This is a genomic window from Enterococcus sp. XAF26B05_ASV22 (genome assembly GCF_056727285.1).
Genome location: NZ_CM161538.1, coordinates 2,130,123 through 2,150,266, shown reverse-complemented (window position 1 = coordinate 2,150,266; position 20,144 = coordinate 2,130,123). Strand labels below are relative to the sequence as shown.

The 20,144-nt window shown below is 35.4% G+C and carries 17 protein-coding genes and 4 pseudogenes; 13 read left to right on the top strand and 8 right to left on the bottom strand.

The window, feature by feature from the left end; all coding sequences use genetic code 11:
• The first annotated feature begins 46 nt into the window (after nucleotides 1-46).
• From AC1PU0_RS10670 to AC1PU0_RS10655, 4 genes and pseudogenes are all read left to right on the top strand, one after another.
• The gene (locus AC1PU0_RS10670; protein ID WP_206848199.1) at nucleotides 47-1,192 is read left to right on the top strand and encodes a citrate synthase; all 1,146 of its coding nucleotides are present in this window, start codon (nucleotides 47-49) and stop codon (nucleotides 1,190-1,192) included.
• Complete coding sequence (icd, locus tag AC1PU0_RS10665) at nucleotides 1,189-2,466, top strand: NADP-dependent isocitrate dehydrogenase (RefSeq protein ID WP_206848200.1); 1,278 nt, start codon at nucleotides 1,189-1,191, stop codon at nucleotides 2,464-2,466. The genes AC1PU0_RS10670 and icd overlap by 4 nt, the downstream gene beginning before the upstream one ends.
• Nucleotides 2,467-2,468: 2 nt before the next feature.
• Nucleotides 2,469-2,663, top strand: a pseudogene (locus AC1PU0_RS10660) (hypothetical protein).
• A 149-nt stretch (nucleotides 2,664-2,812) separates the two neighbouring features.
• Nucleotides 2,813-4,090, top strand: a pseudogene (locus AC1PU0_RS10655) (ISL3 family transposase).
• A gap of 182 nt (nucleotides 4,091-4,272) precedes the next feature.
• Here AC1PU0_RS10655 and AC1PU0_RS10650 read toward each other — a convergent pair.
• From AC1PU0_RS10650 to AC1PU0_RS10635, 4 genes are all read right to left on the bottom strand, one after another.
• Nucleotides 4,273-4,473 (bottom strand): cold-shock protein, encoded by a 201-nt coding sequence (locus AC1PU0_RS10650; protein WP_010760878.1) that lies wholly within the window; start codon nucleotides 4,471-4,473, stop codon nucleotides 4,273-4,275.
• 478 nt (nucleotides 4,474-4,951) lie between these two features.
• Nucleotides 4,952-6,082, bottom strand: a complete 1,131-nt coding sequence (locus tag AC1PU0_RS10645) for a baeRF6 domain-containing protein (RefSeq protein ID WP_206850298.1) — start codon at nucleotides 6,080-6,082, stop codon at nucleotides 4,952-4,954.
• Nucleotides 6,083-6,499: 417 nt separating this feature from the next.
• The gene (locus AC1PU0_RS10640; protein ID WP_069654261.1) at nucleotides 6,500-7,177 is read right to left on the bottom strand and encodes an ImmA/IrrE family metallo-endopeptidase; all 678 of its coding nucleotides are present in this window, start codon (nucleotides 7,175-7,177) and stop codon (nucleotides 6,500-6,502) included.
• Between the two features lie 4 nt (nucleotides 7,178-7,181).
• The gene (locus AC1PU0_RS10635; RefSeq protein WP_069654260.1) at nucleotides 7,182-7,559 is read right to left on the bottom strand and encodes a helix-turn-helix domain-containing protein; all 378 of its coding nucleotides are present in this window, start codon (nucleotides 7,557-7,559) and stop codon (nucleotides 7,182-7,184) included.
• A gap of 443 nt (nucleotides 7,560-8,002) precedes the next feature.
• Between AC1PU0_RS10635 and AC1PU0_RS10630 the strand changes: the two genes are divergently transcribed.
• Both AC1PU0_RS10630 and AC1PU0_RS10625 read left to right on the top strand, forming a co-directional pair.
• Nucleotides 8,003-8,422 (top strand): ArpU family phage packaging/lysis transcriptional regulator, encoded by a 420-nt coding sequence (locus tag AC1PU0_RS10630; RefSeq protein WP_206850297.1) that lies wholly within the window; start codon nucleotides 8,003-8,005, stop codon nucleotides 8,420-8,422.
• 178 nt (nucleotides 8,423-8,600) lie between these two features.
• Nucleotides 8,601-8,983, top strand: a pseudogene (locus AC1PU0_RS10625) (phage holin family protein).
• 68 nt (nucleotides 8,984-9,051) lie between these two features.
• Here AC1PU0_RS10625 and AC1PU0_RS10620 read toward each other — a convergent pair.
• Nucleotides 9,052-9,555: pseudogene (locus AC1PU0_RS10620) on the bottom strand (MFS transporter); the annotation flags it as partial.
• A gap of 536 nt (nucleotides 9,556-10,091) precedes the next feature.
• Between AC1PU0_RS10620 and AC1PU0_RS10615 the strand changes: the two are divergent.
• From AC1PU0_RS10615 to AC1PU0_RS10600, 4 genes are all read left to right on the top strand, one after another.
• A complete protein-coding gene (locus tag AC1PU0_RS10615; protein WP_206850296.1) occupies nucleotides 10,092-11,414 on the top strand; it encodes a DRTGG domain-containing protein in 1,323 nt (440 codons plus the stop codon).
• A gap of 13 nt (nucleotides 11,415-11,427) precedes the next feature.
• Nucleotides 11,428-12,384, top strand: a complete 957-nt coding sequence (locus AC1PU0_RS10610; RefSeq protein ID WP_206850295.1) for a DHH family phosphoesterase — start codon at nucleotides 11,428-11,430, stop codon at nucleotides 12,382-12,384.
• 199 nt (nucleotides 12,385-12,583) lie between these two features.
• A complete protein-coding gene (locus AC1PU0_RS10605) occupies nucleotides 12,584-13,426 on the top strand; it encodes a histidine phosphatase family protein (protein WP_206850294.1) in 843 nt (280 codons plus the stop codon).
• Nucleotides 13,427-13,538: 112 nt separating this feature from the next.
• Nucleotides 13,539-13,883 carry a zinc ribbon domain-containing protein YjdM gene (locus AC1PU0_RS10600; RefSeq protein WP_069654253.1) on the top strand — a complete coding sequence of 115 codons (345 nt, stop codon included), beginning with the start codon at nucleotides 13,539-13,541 and terminating at the stop codon, nucleotides 13,881-13,883.
• Between the two features lie 137 nt (nucleotides 13,884-14,020).
• Here AC1PU0_RS10600 and AC1PU0_RS10595 read toward each other — a convergent pair whose 3' ends face one another.
• Nucleotides 14,021-14,344, bottom strand: a complete 324-nt coding sequence (locus AC1PU0_RS10595) for a hypothetical protein (protein WP_069654252.1) — start codon at nucleotides 14,342-14,344, stop codon at nucleotides 14,021-14,023.
• A 188-nt stretch (nucleotides 14,345-14,532) separates the two neighbouring features.
• Between AC1PU0_RS10595 and AC1PU0_RS10590 the strand changes: the two genes are divergently transcribed.
• Together AC1PU0_RS10590 and AC1PU0_RS10585 are read left to right on the top strand one after the other, a co-directional pair.
• Entirely contained in the window at nucleotides 14,533-15,708 is a 1,176-nt protein-coding gene (locus AC1PU0_RS10590; protein WP_206850293.1) for a VanZ family protein, read from the top strand.
• A 66-nt stretch (nucleotides 15,709-15,774) separates the two neighbouring features.
• The gene (locus AC1PU0_RS10585; protein WP_206850292.1) at nucleotides 15,775-17,127 is read left to right on the top strand and encodes a DEAD/DEAH box helicase; all 1,353 of its coding nucleotides are present in this window, start codon (nucleotides 15,775-15,777) and stop codon (nucleotides 17,125-17,127) included.
• A 28-nt stretch (nucleotides 17,128-17,155) separates the two neighbouring features.
• On the opposite strand, the gene AC1PU0_RS10580 is transcribed toward AC1PU0_RS10585, so the two are convergent.
• Nucleotides 17,156-17,590 (bottom strand): GNAT family N-acetyltransferase, encoded by a 435-nt coding sequence (locus AC1PU0_RS10580; RefSeq protein ID WP_111247091.1) that lies wholly within the window; start codon nucleotides 17,588-17,590, stop codon nucleotides 17,156-17,158.
• 127 nt (nucleotides 17,591-17,717) lie between these two features.
• Between AC1PU0_RS10580 and AC1PU0_RS10575 the strand changes: the two genes are divergently transcribed.
• Nucleotides 17,718-18,824, top strand: a complete 1,107-nt coding sequence (locus tag AC1PU0_RS10575; protein ID WP_206850291.1) for a DUF7278 family profilin-like fold-containing protein — start codon at nucleotides 17,718-17,720, stop codon at nucleotides 18,822-18,824.
• Between the two features lie 137 nt (nucleotides 18,825-18,961).
• Here AC1PU0_RS10575 and AC1PU0_RS10570 read toward each other — a convergent pair whose 3' ends face one another.
• Nucleotides 18,962-19,834: a hypothetical protein gene (locus AC1PU0_RS10570; RefSeq protein ID WP_206850290.1), complete on the bottom strand. Its 873-nt coding sequence runs from the start codon at nucleotides 19,832-19,834 to the stop codon at nucleotides 18,962-18,964.
• Between the last annotated feature and the right edge of the window lie 310 nt (nucleotides 19,835-20,144).

Genomic DNA, 20,144 nt, shown 5'->3' with positions numbered 1-20,144 from the left:
AAAGTACCTCAGTCATATTTTTCTATTACATTAAGGAGGAGCTTGGATGGAGATTCACAAAGGCTTAGAAGGTGTCGTAGTTTCTGAAACAAAAATCAGCTCGATCGTAGAAAATCAGCTATTGTTTGTAGGAGTTAATATTGATGATTTAGTAGCAGAGAATGCACAGTTTGAAGAAGTGATTTATCTATTATGGTTTTTGAAAATACCGACAAATCAAGAATTAAAGACATTTAAAAAAGAATTATCTGTTCAAATGCCAATATCTGATACGATTATTACATGTTTAAAAATTCAAACACGTCAGAATCTTCATCCTATGAGTGTTTTACGGTCAACGATTTCACTATTAGGGGTATTTGATCCAAATGCTGAAGCGACAGATGAACGATCAACGTATCAGCAAAGCCTTGCATTACAGGCAAAAATGCCAACGATTATTGCGGCTTATGCAAGGCTAAGAAAAGGTTTAGACCCAATTCCTCCAAAAAATAATTTATCGATTGCGGCAAATTTTCTTTATATGCTGACTGGAAAAGAAGCAGAAGAAGTACAGATTTCGGCCATGAATCAAGCATTAGTCTTGCATGCTGATCATGATTTAAATGCAAGTACGTTCACCGCAAGAGTCTGTGCTTCTACATTGTCAGATGCTTATTCATGCATTACAGCTGCAATCGGTTCTTTAAAAGGGCCACTGCATGGTGGCGCAAACGAAAAAGTGTTTGATATGTTGAAAGAAATTGATTCCAACAAGCTAAATGTTGAAGAATACTTAAATCGAAAACTAGATCGAAAAGAAAAAGTCATGGGTTTTGGGCACCGTGTATACAAAACAGAAGATCCAAGAAAGAAACATTTAAAAAAACTAGCAAAAGAGCTAACGTCAATCACCCAAAAAGAACAATGGTATTTTTTATCGTGTCAAGTGGAGCGCTATTTAAAAGAGACCAAAGGATTGATTCCAAATGTCGATTTTTATTCTGCTACGGTTTATCATTGTATGGATATCGATAGTGACTTATTTACGTTGATTTTTGCTATGAGTCGTGTTTCTGGCTGGTTAGGTCATATTGATGAACAGAAAAAAGACGATTGCTTGATTCGTCCGCGTTCACATTATATTGGTCCGAAACAGTTAGAGTATAATAGAATAAACACCGAATTACATCCAGGAGGAATGGAAGCATGATAAATGGAGAAAAAATTGGGTTTGAAAATAAAAAACTAGTTGTTCCAAACTATCCAATCATTCCTTTTATAGAAGGTGACGGAATTGGACCTGAAATTTGGCAGGCTGCTAAAAATGTATTTGACGCCGCGGTTTCTAAGGCGTATAAAGGAGAACGTAAAATTATTTGGCAAGAAGTTTTAGCAGGTGAAAAAGCGTTCAATGAAACTGGGAGTTGGTTGCCAGAAGAGACGTTGGAAACCATCAAAACGCATCTCGTTGCAATCAAAGGCCCACTAACAACACCAATTGGTGGCGGTTTTCGTTCGTTGAATGTAGCATTGCGGCAAGAGCTAGACTTATATATTTGCTACCGACCAGTACGTTACTTTGATGGAGTGCCTTCTCCGTTAAAGCATCCAGAAAAGACAGATATGATGATCTTTAGAGAAAATACAGAAGATATTTATGCAGGAATCGAATTTTTAGCTGAAAGTCCTGAAGCAAAAAAACTGATTACATATTTAAACAAAGAGTTTGGTGTCAATAAGATTCGCTTTCCTGAAACATCGGCGATCGGGATCAAACCTGTTTCTAAAGAAGGAACAGAACGTTTAGTTCGAGGTGCAATTGAACACGCATTAAAGAATAAGCGAAAATCAGTCACACTTGTTCATAAAGGTAATATTATGAAATTTACAGAAGGGGGCTTTAAAAACTGGGGCTATGCTTTAGCCGAAAATGAATTTGGAGACAAAGTATTTACATGGCAAACCTATTTGAAAATCAAAGAGGAGTCAGGTAACGTTATAGCAGATCAACAATTAGCAACTGCTGAAAAGGAAGGTAAATTGATTATTAAAGATCGCATTGCCGACATCTTCTTACAAGATATTTTGCTTCATCCTGAAAATTATGATGTAATTGCAACTTTGAATTTAAATGGAGACTACATTTCAGATGCATTAGCGGCTCAAGTTGGTGGAATTGGGATTGCACCAGGGGCTAATTTGAACTTGGTAACGGGACATGGAATCTTCGAAGCAACGCATGGAACAGCACCAGAATTTGCCGGATTAAATCAATTGAATCCATCATCTTTACTTTTATCTGGAGTATTAATGTTTGATTATTTAGGTTGGAGCGAGGTTAGTGAGTTCATTACAAGAAGTATTGAAGAGGCATTGGTGAACAAAACAGTAACGAAAGATTTTGCAGATCAAATGGAGGGGGCAACTGTATTGAGTTGTTCCGATTTTGGAGAAGTATTAGTCCAATTAATAAAAAGCAACTAGCAATAAAGAGGTCGGGACAGAAGTGTTTAACTCCGAGAAATAAGAAGGAATTTACGAAAATTGCTCTTCAAATTTTTGTGACCAAGTAGGTACTGTGCAACGTCAACTTGTTCCTTGTTGTGTTTTACAGCAATTTTGGCTTAATTCCGAAGGAGTTACTTCTGCGCCCACCGTTTATTCGGTTACTAAGAGCCTGAAACATAAGGCTCTATAATATATTGTGTTGGTGGAAATCAAAAAAGATTTTCTACCAGCACTTTTTTGAGCATTTAAATACAAAAAAGGAACAACTAACTGATAAAATGAAATCGACAAAAACCACAAATCATCAGAAAGGTTGTTCCCTATGGATAAGAATACCAGATTATTGCTCGGACTTACAGACAAAAACCTCCGGTTTGAAGAAAATTGGTTGGAACAAAGACCAGTAAAAGGAGTGCAAGCTCAAGTGATTAAAGCCAAGCTGACCTATTCACCTACTCATTGCGAGAAATGTGGGCGCCTCAATCATGGACAAATCATCAAAAATGGCAGTCATACAACAACAGCTCAATTGCCTGTTTTTAATGAGCGCTTCACTCTATTAGAACTAAAACGGACACGTTTTCTTTGTCATGAATGTGGTGCTACTTTCCACGCTCATACAGAGCTGATTGAAGAACATCATCACTTATCTAAACAGCTTCAATACCAAATTATGCTTGACTTGAAAAAGAATGTTTCAAGAAAAATGATTGCTCAAAAACACTTTGTTTCAGACATAACAGTCCTTAGAATGATGGAGAGACTATCAAAAAATTATCGAACAAACTGGAACTTCCTCCCTAAAATTCTATGTATCGATGAATTTAAATCCATGAAATCTTGCCAAGGAAGTATGAGCTTTATTTGTGTGGATGGAGAACGGAATCAGTTGTTAGAAGTGCTGGAAGATAGACGACTACACAAATTGACCGCTCATTTCATGCGCTTTACACGTGAAGCTCGGCTACATGTAGCGTATCTCGTAACAGACATGAACGCTAGTTACCATCAACTTCTTCGAACGGTCTTTCCGAATGCTCAATTAGTGACGGATCGCTTTCATATCGTCCAACAAATGAATCGTACGTTGAACCAACTGCGAATTCAAACGATGAACCGTTTGAAAAGTTCTGAACCAAAATAATACCGTCGTTTAAAACGTTATTGGAAGCTACTATTGAAAGATTCCGATAAGTTAGATATAAACTGTCGAGCTTATCAGCCCTTATTTAAACGACCATTAAGTCAACAAGATATCGTCGATGAACTGTTGCACTATGATGATGTCCTACGAACAGGCTATGATACGGTTCAATATTTAAAATATGCTTTTTCTCATCGAGAACATACGCTCTTTTTTGAGTATCTTCAACAGCTAGATAATCAGCTACCACACTGGTTCAAAAAGAAATTACTCTTCTTTAACAAATATAAAGAAGGCATTAAAAATTCTTTTCGCTTCCCTTATTCTAATGGTATTACTGAAGGCTTAAACAATAAACTTAAGGTAATCAAACGGGTAGCCTATGGCTATCGAAACTTTTATCATTTTCGTTCACGTATTTATATTATTCAAGGTCTTACTTTTTCACAACAATAAAAAAGCCTGATAAGAATGTTCTATCCTTACCAGACTTAGATTTCTATTCAGCTTTTTGTTCACCAACACAATTTGACGTAGAACCAAACATAACCTTTTTAGTTATGTTTCAGGCTCTTTATTTTTTGAGTTATAAAAAAACCTGACGACTAGTCGTCAGGTTTTGAATTTACTAAAGTTAATTAAGCTTTGTTAACGTTAGTAGCTTGAGGACCACGTTGGCCTTCTTCAACGTCGAAAGTCACTGCTTGACCTTCTTCTAAAGTTTTGAATCCGTCGCCTTGGATAGCTGAGAAATGTACGAATACATCGTTACCGTTTTCTGCAGTGATAAATCCAAAACCTTTGTCTGAGTTAAACCATTTTACTGTACCTGTTTCCATAATAAAAATCCTCCTTGTGATATACACATATTTTGCAATTACTTGAAAGGTGAAAATGTGGAAGATGTTTATTTGAAACAGCTACACATATATTACCGAACAAAAACTACACTCTTACTATAGCATATTTAGGCCCACTTGGCTAGTAATATCTCTCCTAAAAATAAAAATTTGTTAAGAAATGAGGATTAATTGTCAAAATAAGTGTATTTCTGTTATAGTATAGTAGTATTGAGCGTTAAATATGAAAGTAATGATAGAGTTATATCGTAGAAATCTATTCCGAAGGCGCAGCCTTGCGAGCTGCATAGATTTGAAAGTAGGAAGGGTTCAGATTGTTTAGATGAGAATAAGGTTATCCTTACTAATAGATAGTTTTTACATGGTTTTATAGCTAACAAAATATTTAATTAACTTAATTAAAGAGCCACTCAACGTATCTGTTGAGTGGCTCTTGTCCATTTCATAGGTGAAATTCTTAGTAGCGCAGAATCGCTAATAAAGTTTTTTCATCTGGAGCGGCTTTTTGATCTAGCACAAACACTTTTCCGCCTGTTCTAAGAACATTATCGGTTACTTTGTTCAAGACTTTTCGACGGTCAAATTCTTCTGTTGACATGTCAGTTGTTTCATTAACAAAATTAGCCGTGGAGATGAAGAAATGGGATACCTTCCCTTCATCAGAAGCAGGTACGATATCAACAAGTTGATCAACGAATTTTTTGTCTAATAATTGATTATAAGCTGCTGTTTCTATTGCTTCTAATTCTTGATTGATTTTATAAGCACCTTTTTCGATGTCCTGAAATGAAACTTGGGCAGGAGAAAGTGAAACAGAGGCATCTGTTACGAAATAAGGATTTTTTGCAATTTTTTTAAATAATGTTTGATTTTCAGGCAAAGCGTATAATCGAATAGGTAAATTATCAGGGTTTGAGAATGTGTCCTTTAAGTAACTATCGATGGCTTGATAATAGTTAGTCCAATCAATTTTTACTTCTTCATCTTTGGTGTTGACACCATGATAAGCAACGCCTTCTTTAGATGAACCATTGTACCCGTTTCCGCCTTGAATAGAGTAGTTCATACTGCCACCAGTCAACTCATCACCTAAAGTGCCCACAAGATCAGTTGGTGCATCAGCAGGTAATTCAATCGCTTTTACCCGATTGTTTTCAACTAAATACAGTTGCATAGCATCACGGTTTAAAGCCATTAAATAGTAACGATAGTTGAATTGGTTATTTTTGATGATGCCTAGGAGATAAGGTCGGTCGTCAACGTAATATTGATTGTCAACGGGAACATTTAATCGATGAATAAAGATGTCTTTTTCACTTATAATGATGGATACACTTTTTGTTGCATTACGCCAAAATGAAGCATCAGCAAGCAATGCATCGATTTTTTCTTGAAATGGCACCCAAGACAAGTCAGTATATTTTTTTTCGAAGCGGAATTTTGCAGCTTTAGCAAAATTTTTTAATACTAAAGAATCTTTTTCGACATCTTGGTGAGCGACATGAGTATTTAGAATAAATGTTACAAAGGGACCTTGAACTTCGTCAGAGAATAGAACAGATAAATTGTCTTTTTCTTGATCTAACATAATACATTCCTCCTAAATTTAAAGATGTAACAAGCTATTCGATGAAGCCTATAATGCTCAAGTAACCATTAGTAGCTACTATTAAAAGTGTAGCACAGGCATAAAAATGTTGGAACTAATAAGGGTTAGAAGAATAGAAACAAAAGCAAATCATAAAGAATCATTGTATGAGTAATTCCTCATAGTTTTTTTATGAAATACAAAATAGGGATTCATTTTTATTTTAAGGAGAGATGCTAATATGTCCTCATGCCAATTATCCCGAATTGGTTTTTCATACTTACTCCTACCAAGAGTAAATAACAACCTTCATTTCCACCACAGACGACGGTCGTGGTGGTTTTTTTGTTTTAGTAGACAGAAAGAGTGGAGCTAAAATCAAAAAAATGATTTTAGCTCCACTTTTTTCATTTGTAACTACAATGCTTCAATAAATCGATTTGTTCGAAACAATCGTGTTTCCAAATTTTTTCCTAATTCAATAGCCGCATGTTGCCCTTTACCACTAAATTTATACCGAATAGCATCTGCATTTGTTTTGGCAGCGATATAAGAAACACCAAAATTAGCCTGCATTGTATGAATCAAACGAATATAAAGGGCACTTTCTGATATCCCAAAACGACTCGACAGTTGTGATAAATTCCATCCTTCTTTTAAAAAGCGAAAGAATACCACATCAGGTACAAGGATTGCAGAAGCACCAATATTTGCTTGGAACTCATGAAGTACTTCATTATAAGAGTAGTGTAAACTACGTTCTGTATCAGTAAAAATCGTATCATTTTCAGTCATATGAAATAAATAATGCGTAATCTCATGACTGATTGTAAAGTTCTTTCTTTTTTCACTCATGTTTTGATTATAGCCAATCGTCGTCTCTAAAGAGTCTTTAACGATCATACCAGAAATACGATCTCTTGCGACACCATCAAATGGAAAACTGCGCATTGAAACTCCCTTAGATCTTACGAAATCCCAAAGATAGGAACAATCGTAATTTTCATAACCGATATTATTTGCGACCATCAAAGCCGAGATATAATCGTTTATTTTATCCGAAAAACTAAGATATTCATCAATTTGCTCTGTCATCCAATCACGCCTTGTCGTCTTGTTTTAATTCTCGTTCTCGTTCGATTTCTGACCGTCTGAAACGCAAAAAACGATTTACTTCATCTTTCAATTCATCTACTTCGTTTTCAGATAATCCTTCGGTATTCATCCGAAACATGATTTGGGAAGAAAGATGTTCTTCTTGATGTGCTTCTTTAATAGAAGGTATTTCCGATCTTCCTAATAAATAGTCCGTTGATACGTCAAAATAATCGGCCACTTTTTGGATATTTTCTATTTTAGGGGAAGAAGTATCCCAGCGACGAATTTGCCCGTTTGAAATACCTGTATTTCGTTCGATTTCAGCAAATGTAACTTTTTTCTTGTCTGCGAGCTCTTTGATTCTGTAAGTTAAACTCATGTTTTTCAACCTTTCATAAGCTTAAATGAAAAAAATATTAGCTTTTAAGCTATTTTTAGTTGACAATTAGCTTTTAAACTATTAGTATGTTCTTATAAGCTAATTTATCAGTAGATAGTTAGGCAAAGCCATTCTAGCAGTCAATTTCTAAAATCAGAAAGCGGCGGAAGTAGAATAGAGCTTATTTAACTATACTTACATGATAGCGTAAATGCTAATGTTAGTCAATGATTTTATCGTATAATAGCTAATTCACTAAAAATCAAGAGACAAAATGGAGGGCATAAAAGAACTGTTCGGTACTAACGTATTACTTTGATTTACTTCAGCAGTATCTGAGGACTACCTTAGGGTCTAAAGAGAAGAAATTCAAACCATCATACTATCAAAAAAGAGTTGCTATTGTGTTGAGTCAAACCATTAAGAAAAGGAGAGGATAAAAGATGCTATTATTTCCTGAAATCGATCGAAAGAAAACAAAAAAGAAAGTTCATGCTTTATTAAAGACTTACCGTTCCTTAGTAAGAATCGCTGGTGAAAAACATTCGCCTAGAGTAACAGCAGCCTATACATTTGAAATGAAAAATGCCAATGGAGAATTTTCCCGTAAAGTTGATAAAGTAGTGGACCGAAAATATCTTGCTGAAGTTGAGCTAGCCAAGATTATAGAGGCTATCAACCAGTTGGATACTTATGATAGACAACTATTGTACGATAAGTATATGGACCGCAACTTTACAACAAACATCGCGATTTATATGAAGCATCACATGAGTGAAAGTAAGTTTTACCGAGAACTAGATAAAGCGATGATCCGATTTGCAGAGTCATATGAAAGCGGGAAACTCTTGAGTGAAAAGTGACATTATTATGGGAGAGATATGCCAGTTTCACCATAGAAAAACCGAGTAAACTATTCTTATAGCGTTAGTTAAACAATGATCAAAAATAAACGAGAAAAGGCATTAGGTTTGAACTATCGTTTCTATTCAAAAGCAATAATAACTGTAGGAAAAAAAGTAAAAGGTGGTAATTATGAAGATGTTTGAGTATTTAGATCGTTTTTTAGTTGATACAGATCATAAAGCAATTTATGTTTTAACCTTGATTTGTATCGCGATGATTATCGATTTTTTAAGCGGCAGCTTAGCTCAAAAATCAATCCCAAGATCGATTTTTTAAGTAAAGTAGGAATCAATGGCATTTTAAGGAAAGTGGCTAGTATGGTTTTGCTGATGTTTTTTATTCCCTTAGCGCCATTGATTCCAGGTGGAGCAGGTGTAGGATTAATTTATGTGTTATATGTTGGTTATCTGTTAATGGAATTAAAGTCCATTCTTGAAAATTATAAAAAGATGGGGATCGGGACCGAATTATTTGAGGATTTTATCAAAAATATTAAAAGTGGCAATGAAGATAAATAGCTCTACATAATGTTGGGTCCATAAAAAATGAAACTGTAATCAGATGTATCTGCCAGTTTCATTTTTTTCTATTTCATTTTCTCAGCTTTGAATGAACGAAAGAACGTTAGTCCCAAAGCCGTTAAACATAATATAAAAGAACCAAAAAAAGTGATTCTCATTCCAAAAATAAAGACATCAGGTCGCTCACTTATAGACGTTGTGACACGTTGACCATAAACCGCGCTCATCGCGTTATAAAAAATGGTTGTAGCTCTAACCCAATAACTAGAACCATTCCTACCTTACGAGCAAAGGAGTCCATACTTCCAGCTACACCAAAATCTTCTTTTGAAATACTACTCATGACGGTCGTGTTATTGGGAGGTTGGAACAACACATTACCTAATCCCATAATGCTAGTCGCTAAAATATAATACCAAAGTGGAGATCCTTGATTTAAAAGCATATACATTAAAGTGGTGACCGACAACAAGACTAAGCCAGAAAACGCTAGAATTTTTGTTCCGATTTTTATCCGTTAAAAAACCACTGATTAGAGAGCCAATAACCATTAATAAAGGAAAGACCATCCTATTTTTTTGTACAAGGGGATTCTCTTGAAATTTATTCACTGATTCCATATAGTCATCTCCTTAAAAAAGTATAAACAGTCTGCTATTATCTTACTCCTTTTTAAAAAAGGAGTGAAAAAAGCTTAGTTTTGTTTTCAAAAGTCAGATCATAAATAAATTTAGGAACTTTGGAGCAAGGAAAGGCAAATTGAATAGAAATTAAGTTTGTTTATTTTTAACTTCTGTTACAATAAAAGAAGAATAACTGTACTAAAATATCTATTTTTTTGTTATACTTTTTAAATGAAGTCAATAACTGAGGAACTTGTATCTGTTTCAAAATCTCCTTAAGAGACATTAAAACAGATTGCGTATTCAAAAAAGAAAGCTCCTGATTTCTATAGAAACTAAAATCGATTAATGACGACTGAAAGTAGTTCCAATGACTAGACACTTAAGACTATGAATTTTGATTTATCTTCATGAACCTACTTTTTAGGGAAAGAAATAAAAATGGAATGCGCTCATTGTGCGTATAGAATAAGGAGGATATTATGGCGACGAAACATGATCAAATATTAAAATATATTGAAGGTTTACCGATTGGGGATCGTATTTCAGTTAGAAGTATTGCCAAAAATCTTGGTGTTAGTGAAGGAACAGCTTATCGTGCAATCAAAGATGCTGAAAATATCGGATTGGTTTCAACGATTCAGCGTGTCGGAACGATTCGGATCGAGCGCAAATTAAAAAAACATATTGAAAAATTAACATTCGGCGAAGTAGTTCGAATCATCGAAGGTGATGTTTTAGGGGGCTCAGCTGGTTTAGATAAGGTTTTAAATAAGTTTGTGATCGGTGCGATGACTGAAAAAGCAATGACTCGCTATATTACCCCAGGCTCATTGATGATTGTCGGAAATCGCCAAGGCGTTCAAAAATTAGCCTTAGAAAACGGGGCTGCTGTTTTAATTACTGGTGGATTTGATACAGAAAACGAAATTGCTGAACTGGCAGATGAATTAGAAATGCCTGTATTAAGAACAACGTACGATACGTTTACCGTAGCGACAATGATCAATCGAGCGTTAAGCGATCAATTAATCAAAAAAGATATCATGTTGGTCAGTGATATTTATACAACCTTAGAAAAAACAAACTACTTATTTTCAACCAATACCATTGCGGATTACCAAAAACTTTCTGAAAAGACGCATCATTCTCGTTTCCCTGTAGTCAACAAGAGTCTAAGATTGGTCGGAATCGTTACAGCAAAAGATGTTTTAGGCAAATCAGAAACTTTAACGATGGACAAAGTTATGACAAAGGATCCAATCGTTGTGAAAAAAAAGATGAGTGTAGCAAGTGTCAGCCATCAAATGATTTGGGATGGATTGGAAGTCATGCCGGTTGTTGAAGATGATTTATCTTTAGTGGGCTTTGTTTCTCGGCAAGATGTGATGAAAGCGATGCAATTGGTTCAACGGCAACCGCAGATTGCAGATACGATTTCGGATCAAATTTCTGGTGAAGTCATGCCAATTGAAGAAGTAAGTAAATCAGATGAGCCACAATTTAAATTCTCAGTCACGCCTCAGATGGTCAATAGTGTAGGGACAATTTCTTTCGGTGTATTAAGTGAAATCATCTCAAATGTGACTCAGCGCACGATGATCACCAATCAACGAAGAAATGTCTTGATCGAACAAATGAGTTTGCATTATCTACGTTTGATTCAATTAGAAAGTGAACTGGATATTCGTCCAAGAGTCTTAGAAATCGGTCGTCGTTCGGCCAAATTAGATATTGAAGTTTATTTAGAGAACGCTCTTGTAGCCAAAGCAATCGTGGTGTGTCAAGTGATGGAACGGACATAGGAGGAAATAGAATATGGATATTGTAAAAGAAATTTTAACAAAAATAAAAGCGTATCAAACCATTATTATTCATCGTCATCAACGACCTGATCCAGATGCAATTGGTTCACAAGTTGGCTTAGCTGAAATCTTGAGAGCAAGCTTTCCGGATAAGAAGATTTATCAAGCGGGTGGTTCGGTTGAAGGGTTAGAATTCTTAGCTGAAATGGATGAAGTGTCTGACGAAACCTATCAAGGGGCATTAGTTATTGTTACTGATACAGCTAATTCTCCTAGAATCAGTGATGAGCGCTATCATTTAGGGGCAGAATTGATTAAAATCGATCATCATCCTAATGACGATCCATATGGTGACATCGTTTGGGTCAATACGAAAGCAAGCAGTTGTAGTGAGATTATTGCTGATTTTTATCATCTAAATGAAGATGAGCTGATTATGAGTAGTAATGCTGCTCGTTTGCTTTATGCTGGCATTATTGGTGATACAGGGCGATTTTTTTACCCTGCAACAACACCGCATACTTTAGAAGTAGCTGCCGAATTGAGGACATATGAGTTTAATGCCGCTGAGCTGACTCGTGAATTAGAACAAATTCCGATGAACGTGGCGAAACTAGCGGGATATGTGTATCAAAATATTGAAGTAGATGACTATGGTGCAGCGAAAGTTATGCTACCTCAGGCATTACTGAAGGAGTATGGGATAGTGGATTCAGAGACGGCTGCGATTGTATCTTTACCAGGCGTGATCGACGAAGTTTTAGCATGGGGGATTTTCGTAGAGCAGCCAGAAGGCTATTATCGAGTACGTTTACGTTCAAAAGGACCTGTGATCAATGAGTTGGCCAAGGAGCATCATGGTGGTGGGCATCCTTTAGCTAGTGGAGCTAATGCCAAAAATCAAGAAGAAATCGATGCTATTTACAATGAAATCAAACAATTATGCAAAGAATTTAAAAATAACAGATGAAAGCATTTACATATACAGCGATATCCGTTATACTAAAGCTAGTTAAATAGCGGATAGTGATTGTTTATGACAAGCTAAACCTGATTATGCCAAATAACGTTATTTGGTGTAGTTGGGTTTTTTCTTTTTTTCTAAAGGACAAAAAGTATCCAAAAATTATTTAACTAAAAATAAGGAATAGCATGGAGGAGAAAGAGTGATGAAATTTAAAAAGATGGTTGTTGGTGCAGCATTATTGTCGATGGTTTTAGTTGGATGTAGTAATGGCACTGCAAAAGAAGAAAAGAAAACCAATACAAAAGAGAAAGAACATTCGGAAGTGGTGGTTTATCTTGCTCGTCATGGTAAAACAATGTTGAATACCGTAGATCGCTCTCAAGGATGGATCGATGCACCATTAACACCGGCTGGCGTTGAAGTGGCGGAGCAGTTAGGAAAAGGGTTGTCTGATATTACCTTTGATAAAGTCGTGACAAGCGATAGCGGACGAGCAATCGAAACGGCTGAATTAGTCTTAAAAAATAATGGTCAAGAAAAAATGATGAAAGAAATGACGAAAGACAAACGTTTAAGGGAATATAATTTTGGTACGTATGAAGGCTTGATGAACGAAGAGATGCAGACAGCTGTAGCGAAGGAACAAGGAAAAACGTTTGAAGAATACAATGAATGGATGAAAGAAGTCGGTTTTTATAAAGGTATTATCGAATTTGCCGATGTATTGTCTGGATTAGATAAGAAAAATGTGGAAGAAGGCGTGAACTGGCCAGCAGAAGATAGTAAAACAATCGTTGCTCGTTTAACAGCTGGATTAGATGATATCGTGAAGGACGCTGAGAAGGAAGGCGCAAACAACGTATTGGTTGTGTCCCATGGAATGAGTATTATTACGTTATTAGGTGAATTAGATGCAAATGCAGACCTACCAGACGACGGATTAAAAAATGCGAGTATCTCAAAAGTAACGTACAAAGACGGTAAATACACAATCGATAGTGTCAATGACCTTTCTTACGTTGAAAATGGCAAAGAAAGTAAATAAATCCAATTAACGTTACTATTTGTAAATAGAATAGTTCTTTTCTTTCGTTTAGAAGTACGCTAAAATGAAGTGATAACACTTTAAAAGAGAACGATAATGAAGGAGAATTTAAATGGAAAATTTACCAAGTTGCCCTGAATGCGGCTCAACATACACTTATGAGGATCGTGGCATGATGATTTGTCCAGAATGCGCACATGAATGGTCAGAAGCAGATGCTACAGAAGATAAAGCGACGGTGATTAAGGATTCAAATGGCAATGAGTTAGCTGATGGCGATAACGTGACAGTTATTAAAGATCTAAAAGTCAAAGGGGCAAGTGGTGCAATCAAACAAGGAACGAAGGTTAAAGGCATTCGTTTAGTGGTTGATGCGGCAGATGGTCATAATATTGATTGTAAAGTTGAAGGTTTTGGTCCGATGAAATTGAAATCTGAGTTTGTGAAGAAGAATTAATAATTACTGATTTTTAGAGGAGGCTGGGACAGAAGCTTATTTCCGAAAGGATTGCTTCTGCTCCCACCGTTTATTCGCATTTAGGGTGTGAAACAAAAGTGATTTCTACTTTTGTCTCACACCCCTCTTGTGTACTCTTAAGTTGAACCCTCTCGAAATGACTTCACTCTTTTCACTCCGCGCCAAAGATTCACAATAGCTAATAGACCACCCAAAACAAGTGGAATCCATAATAGTTCAGACGAGTAATTCAACTTATCTAGTTGCTCAATAGCATGACTCTCTTCCAAAGTCCATAAACCTTGTAATACTTGGAAACTAAATGCCATCATAAATGTAGCAATCAGTAAAAGAACAAACCCAATATAATGAAGAGTGCTTTTTTTTCTAATGATAGCAAAAACAACATATAAAAAAAGTAGAAAAACAGGAACACCAAAAGCAAAATATGGATTTAACATAAAACAAGCCTCCGTAAGTAAAAATTGAATAGTTTAATCCGGTGGAGCATTCTTATCTAGTACTCTACAACTCAATCATACTGCAATTTTTTCAATTTGCAAAATATATTTTTTGTTAGAGCTATAGTTGTTAGAAATGACAAAGCGTTTAATTTCTACTAAACTAAAGAAGAAGGAGTGATTTCTAGATGTCAGCATATGCCGTACCAATCAAAACAGCGATAATCGTTTTTCCTTTTTTAGCCTTTGCGATTTCATTTGTGCTTGTGATTCGTGAATACCGGAAATACGGAACATTTTTATTCAGAAGAGCACTAATACTTTATTCATTTGTTTTCTATTTATTATGCGCTTATTTTTTAATTATTTTACCTTTGCCGCCTCGATCTGAAGTGGCACAATACACAAGTCAAATGTTAGAATTACGGCCATTTTATTTTGTCAGTCGCTTTTTACAGGATACAGTATTGAATATCCATGATCCAAGTACGTTTATCCCAGCTTTAAGACAAGGCGTCGTGTTGGAGCCGGTCTTCAATGTTCTATTGCTGGTTCCTTTTGGGGTGTATTTACGCTATTATTACAAACTTTCATTCAAAAAAGTCGTTCTCGCTAGTTTTCTCTTATCTTTATTTTTTGAGTTGACGCAGCTGAGTGGGTTGTATTTTATTTATCCTAGACCATATCGATTAGCGGATGTAAATGATTTGATCAACAATACTTTTGGTGGAATTGTCGGATACGTGATCACACCGATGTTGACCTTTTTATTTCCAACAAGAGATGAATTGGATGAAGCGGCGTACGAAAAAGGGCAATCAGTCAGCTTGTTTAGACGTTTTGTGGCGTTTCTAATTGATTGGTCTGTGATCTCGATTGTCCAAACAATACTGATGCTTCTTTTTAATTTAATTCCAGAGTATCATCAATGGTTTTCAGGTTATTTTGCATTTGAAAATCAAGTCTGGTTTTTCCTTATGGTATTTATCGTATTTATGTTGATACCTAAACTTACAAATGGCGAAACAATCGGTAAGAAAATCGTTCGTATTCAGATAGTAGAAGAAGGGTATGAAAAAATTCGTTTTAGAGCGTTATTTATCCGTTATGGCTACTTATATTTTGTTTATGGGTTGATTAGTTCATACTTGACAAGTTCTGCTGGCTTGTTGAATTCAAACAATCGTATGTTGCAGCTAGTGAGTTTTATGCTATTTCTATTTTGTTCATTTTTACTGCTTCTGTTTTTCATCAATGTATTGTATGTATTGGTCAGAAAGAAACGGCGCCTGTTTTATGAAAAAGCAAGTCATACCTATACGATCAGTACGATAAAAAGAGAGAAAAATACAGAAAATCAATAAGGATTTGCGGTTTTTGTGGTATAATGCATGAGGACTTACACAACAAGTTTGAAAGAGGTGAGGTAAATGAGTTCATTTAAACAATTTCAGTTCAACGATTTTATCATGAAAGCATTAGCAGATAAAGGGTTTGAACAACCAACAGAAGTACAAGAAAAATTGATTCCAGTGATTACAAAAGGCAAAAGTGTCATCGGTCAATCCCAAACAGGAAGCGGTAAGACCCATACATTTTTATTACCTTTGATGAATAAAGTAAATCCTCAATTGGATGAGGTACAGATTTTGATCACGGCACCTAGTCGTGAGTTAGCGAACCAAATTTATCAAGAAGCGATCCAAATCGCAAAATTCAGTCAGCCTGAAATTCGTGTGACAAATTTCGTGGGTGGAACGGATAAACAACGACAAATTGCTAAATTAAAACATCAGCAACCACATGTGGTTATTGGGACACCAGGTCGTATTTTAGACTTGATGAACGAGCAAGCGCTAAAAGCACATACCGCATTTGCTTTTGTTGTCGATGAAGCTGATATGACGTTGGATATGGGCTTTTTAGAAGAAGTGGATCAAATTGCAGGACGTTTGCCTAATAAACTACAAATGTTAGTTTTCTCTGCGACGATTCCAGAAAAATTGAAACCTTTCTTGAAGAAATACATGGAAAACCCAGTTATAGAGCATATTCAACCGAAAAACATCATCTCGGAGACAATCGATAATTGGCTGATTTCTACAAAAGGAAAAGATAAAAATCGTTTGATTTACCAATTATTAACGATTGGTCATCCGTATTTAGTGATTATATTTGCTAATACGAAACAACGTGTGGATGAAATCACTGATTATTTAAAAGATCAGGGCTTAAAAGTAGCGAAAATCCATGGCGATATTTCTCCGAGAGAACGCAAGCGTGTCATGCGCCAAGTGCAAGATCTTGAGTTTCAATATGTGGTAGCAACTGATTTAGCTGCACGTGGAATCGATATTGAAGGCGTTTCTCATGTGATCAATGCGGAAGTCCCAAGTGATTTAGACTTCTTTATTCATCGTGTCGGTAGAACGGGACGAAACGGATTGGATGGAACAGCGATTACACTTTATTCGCCGGCAGACGAAGAGGCGATTTCTGAAGTGGAACAATTAGGAATTGAGTTTCATCCAAAGGAAATCAAAAATGGTGAAATGATCGATACTTACGACCGTAATCGAAGAACCAAACGTGAAAAATCAAAAGATGCTTTGGAAGATCCGACCTTGATTGGGTTGGTCAAAAAGAAAAAGAAAAAAATCAAACCAGGCTATAAAAAGAAAATTGAATGGGCAATTTCTGCTAGTAATAAGCAAAAACGTAAGGTAGAACGCCGTCAGCAAACTCGGACAGCGAAAAAGTCTAAAAAAAATAGTTATAAATAATAGTAAGCAGCGAGATGAGTAGTTCATCTTAGCTGCTTAATTTTTTGATCATTTCTACGCAGACAATGCCATCTTCTAGATACTCTTCAGAATTTATTGAGTAATTTAAGGCTTGATAAAAAGACAAAGCAGTTTTTTCAGCAGAAAGAATACTATATTTAAAGCCATCTTTCATAGCTTTATCTTCTAAAAGCAGCAATAAATTTCTGCCAAGGCCTTTGCCACGATATTCTTTTCTTACACAAAAACGATCTGGTTGAATCGTGTCATCGTCTTTTTTTTGATAACGAATCGTTGCAACGGCAAGTGACGCTTCATAAACAACGAAATAATTACGCTCTTCTGTATCTCGTTCATCAAATTCATTCTGTAATGAAATTCCTTGCTCTAAAACAAAAACATCATAACGTAATGCAAAGGCTGCGGCTTGGTGCCAGCGTTCACAACCAAAGTGAGTATGCATATAATTCCTCCAGATAATATTCTTATAGAATGTTTCATTCAATGGTATACTTAATCATAGCAGATAGTTTTGATGTCATCTAGCTTTAGTGACTAGCTCTGTTATTAACATACGAGGAGGGGTTAACTTGGATCTGTTTGAACAAATTGAGTGGGCAAATTGGAAAAACTTAAAAGATACTGAAAAAGAAGCACTTTTACACCAATTATTGATGTATTTTGTTCCACCTACAATAGAAATTAATTCAATGGAATTAGTAAATTTTGAGCTCTATGGCATTAAATGCCGTACATTTGAATTAGAATTAGATGGTGAACTATTTGTTTTTATTCCTGGAAATAAAGAAACAATCCTCGGCTGGGATTTAGGCGCGGAAGGGTTACGACCTCATGAATTGTTAGGTTTTGATGCGGCACATTTTGCCAAGAACACCTTTAAAACCACGCTGACAAATGAAGCCATCGATTCTGTCGCTCAGTGGAATGAAAAAGAATCGACGGATGAGTTGACTTCCTTGGAAGGCATTTCAGCATACATAAACAAACATACAACAGACTTAAGAAAAGTTAAGATTCCTGCGATGATAGTTCAGAAATATGCCTTACCAGCAGGGACAGAGTTTTTAGGGATCTTTGATACAGTCACAGGAACCTTTGAAGGAGAAATTGAGCAGTATGTTCCCTATGAAAAAGAGATTTGCGAAACATTCTTTCCAAGACTGTCCGCTGCCGAAAGCCTCAGTTGGTCATTTCCTAAAACTGTGTTAATAAAAAATAAAGTGTATTTGGAATTCTTGCCTGAATCAGATTATTATTTCGTCTATAGTCATTCAGATTGGACTCATGATGAATTGAAGCATGCTCTTAAGCGTGAGGGTTTTGATTTATTATCAGAAGATCAGTGGGAATATGTCGTTGGTGGGGGGACTCGACGCTTATTCCGTTGGGGCAATGAGTTATTACTCCAAGAGAATGAGTCTGGTCGGCAAATCAAAAATAAGATGGATGGCGCCAATATGTTTGGATTAATGATTCCTACGGAAAAAAATCGTTTTGAGCTAACGGATGATCGAACAATTGTTAAATTAATGAAGCAATCAAAAGATAAAACGCATTTGATTGAAAAAATGTTGCCTTTATCAAGCTATTTTCGATCTTCAAACCCAGTATCTCTCAATCAAAAACTAGATCCGAATGATTATCTATATCGAAAAGTAATCAAAGTTGAGGGCTAAATCAATTTAAATAAGTAAAATCGAATATTAAATTTTGATAATGTATGATTGTAAACATTGATTTCAATCATACATAACTCGTACAAAAGATAAGGGCAAACCATCTGTAGAAGGATTGCTCCTTATCTTTTGTACCTTTATTGTAATGATTTCTTTAGATTATTAGTCGTTTCTGCAAGACTGTCCCGATAGCTGACTAAAAATTCGACTAATGAGTCTTTCCCAATCAACTTTTTGTTGCCGTATTCAGCATATTGTTTTTTCTGGCTTTCAAAAGACTGTTCGTATTGCTTCTTTTGCTCTTCAAAAGTAGTTTGGTCATATAATACGGTGTCTTTGATTACATATTCATAATCAGCTAAGTAATTATTGATAATTGCCTGATACATAGTTAAGTAATCTTCATAGGTTTTGATTGATTTTATCGTTTCATCAGACACATCGGTCGGCTGAAAAGCTGGAGATTCATTACGTTCTGTTTTTTCTTCTTTTTTAGAACTTGCTGAAATATTCTCTCTAGAGTTAGAACTTGAAGTATCCGATGAGTTTTTCGCAGAACTACCCATATACTTTTGGAAATCTGAGTCCGTTAGTAAACTTACTTTCCATGATTTTGGAGAATAATTGTCTTCAAATTTAATTTCGTCACCATCTTTAAATTTAAATCTTTTTTTAGCATTGATGTTATAAAAAGTTTCAAATGAATAATCTTTACCAGAAACTTCTATAGAAACATATGCTTTTTTATCGGTATCTTTATCTCCATGAATTAGTTCTGTTAAGACAACATAGTAGGCACCAGGATTGATATCTGTTCCCACTGTGTAATTTCCTTTAGCCAAAATATCGATTGATATGGGGTTAATCTGTTTATCTTCTTTTGTAGAATTCCCCATTTCTGTGGATACATTTGAACCATTAGGCTCACTAGTTTTTGCCTTTTTTGTAGAATCACATCCTGATAATATCAAGAGACTAACCCCAACAGCCAATAAAATTTTTTTTTCCATTTTTAACTCCTCATTTCTCAATGATATAATTGTAACTAATTTAGTATACCATGGGATGGCGGAGTTATCTATGAGTCAAACGTGATGTTTTGGTAAAAATAAATTATTATTTGTTTATCTTACTTATTTTAAAGGTATTAAAATACGACTGTCGATTTTATGTTAGAAACTAAAGGTTTCTAATTATCTGTATATCTAGATATTTGTGAGTAACATGATAAATGAACAGAATGATAACAATCAACAATTTAAAACTAAAGTTTCGCAAAAAAAATGAATCCATTGACATTTTTTTGAAACTTCATTATAA

What these genes read in the sequence shown, in the direction of transcription:
- AC1PU0_RS10650 (WP_010760878.1), bottom strand. Translation starts at nt 4,473, where the DNA reads ATGGAAACAGGTACAGTAAAATGGTTTAACTCAGACAAAGGTTTTGGA.
- AC1PU0_RS10630 (WP_206850297.1), top strand. Translation starts at nt 8,003, where the DNA reads ATGCTATTATTTCCTGAAATCGATCGAAAGAAAACAAAAAAGAAAGTT.
- AC1PU0_RS10585 (WP_206850292.1), top strand. Translation starts at nt 15,775, where the DNA reads ATGAGTTCATTTAAACAATTTCAGTTCAACGATTTTATCATGAAAGCA.
- AC1PU0_RS10615 (WP_206850296.1), top strand. Translation starts at nt 10,092, where the DNA reads ATGGCGACGAAACATGATCAAATATTAAAATATATTGAAGGTTTACCG.
- AC1PU0_RS10610 (WP_206850295.1), top strand. Translation starts at nt 11,428, where the DNA reads ATGGATATTGTAAAAGAAATTTTAACAAAAATAAAAGCGTATCAAACC.
- AC1PU0_RS10645 (WP_206850298.1), bottom strand. Translation starts at nt 6,082, where the DNA reads ATGTTAGATCAAGAAAAAGACAATTTATCTGTTCTATTCTCTGACGAA.
- AC1PU0_RS10635 (WP_069654260.1), bottom strand. Translation starts at nt 7,559, where the DNA reads ATGAGTTTAACTTACAGAATCAAAGAGCTCGCAGACAAGAAAAAAGTT.
- AC1PU0_RS10605 (WP_206850294.1), top strand. Translation starts at nt 12,584, where the DNA reads ATGAAATTTAAAAAGATGGTTGTTGGTGCAGCATTATTGTCGATGGTT.
- AC1PU0_RS10640 (WP_069654261.1), bottom strand. Translation starts at nt 7,177, where the DNA reads ATGACAGAGCAAATTGATGAATATCTTAGTTTTTCGGATAAAATAAAC.
- AC1PU0_RS10670 (WP_206848199.1), top strand. Translation starts at nt 47, where the DNA reads ATGGAGATTCACAAAGGCTTAGAAGGTGTCGTAGTTTCTGAAACAAAA.
- AC1PU0_RS10595 (WP_069654252.1), bottom strand. Translation starts at nt 14,344, where the DNA reads ATGTTAAATCCATATTTTGCTTTTGGTGTTCCTGTTTTTCTACTTTTT.
- AC1PU0_RS10570 (WP_206850290.1), bottom strand. Translation starts at nt 19,834, where the DNA reads ATGGAAAAAAAAATTTTATTGGCTGTTGGGGTTAGTCTCTTGATATTA.
- AC1PU0_RS10600 (WP_069654253.1), top strand. Translation starts at nt 13,539, where the DNA reads ATGGAAAATTTACCAAGTTGCCCTGAATGCGGCTCAACATACACTTAT.
- AC1PU0_RS10580 (WP_111247091.1), bottom strand. Translation starts at nt 17,590, where the DNA reads ATGCATACTCACTTTGGTTGTGAACGCTGGCACCAAGCCGCAGCCTTT.
- icd (WP_206848200.1), top strand. Translation starts at nt 1,189, where the DNA reads ATGATAAATGGAGAAAAAATTGGGTTTGAAAATAAAAAACTAGTTGTT.
- AC1PU0_RS10590 (WP_206850293.1), top strand. Translation starts at nt 14,533, where the DNA reads ATGTCAGCATATGCCGTACCAATCAAAACAGCGATAATCGTTTTTCCT.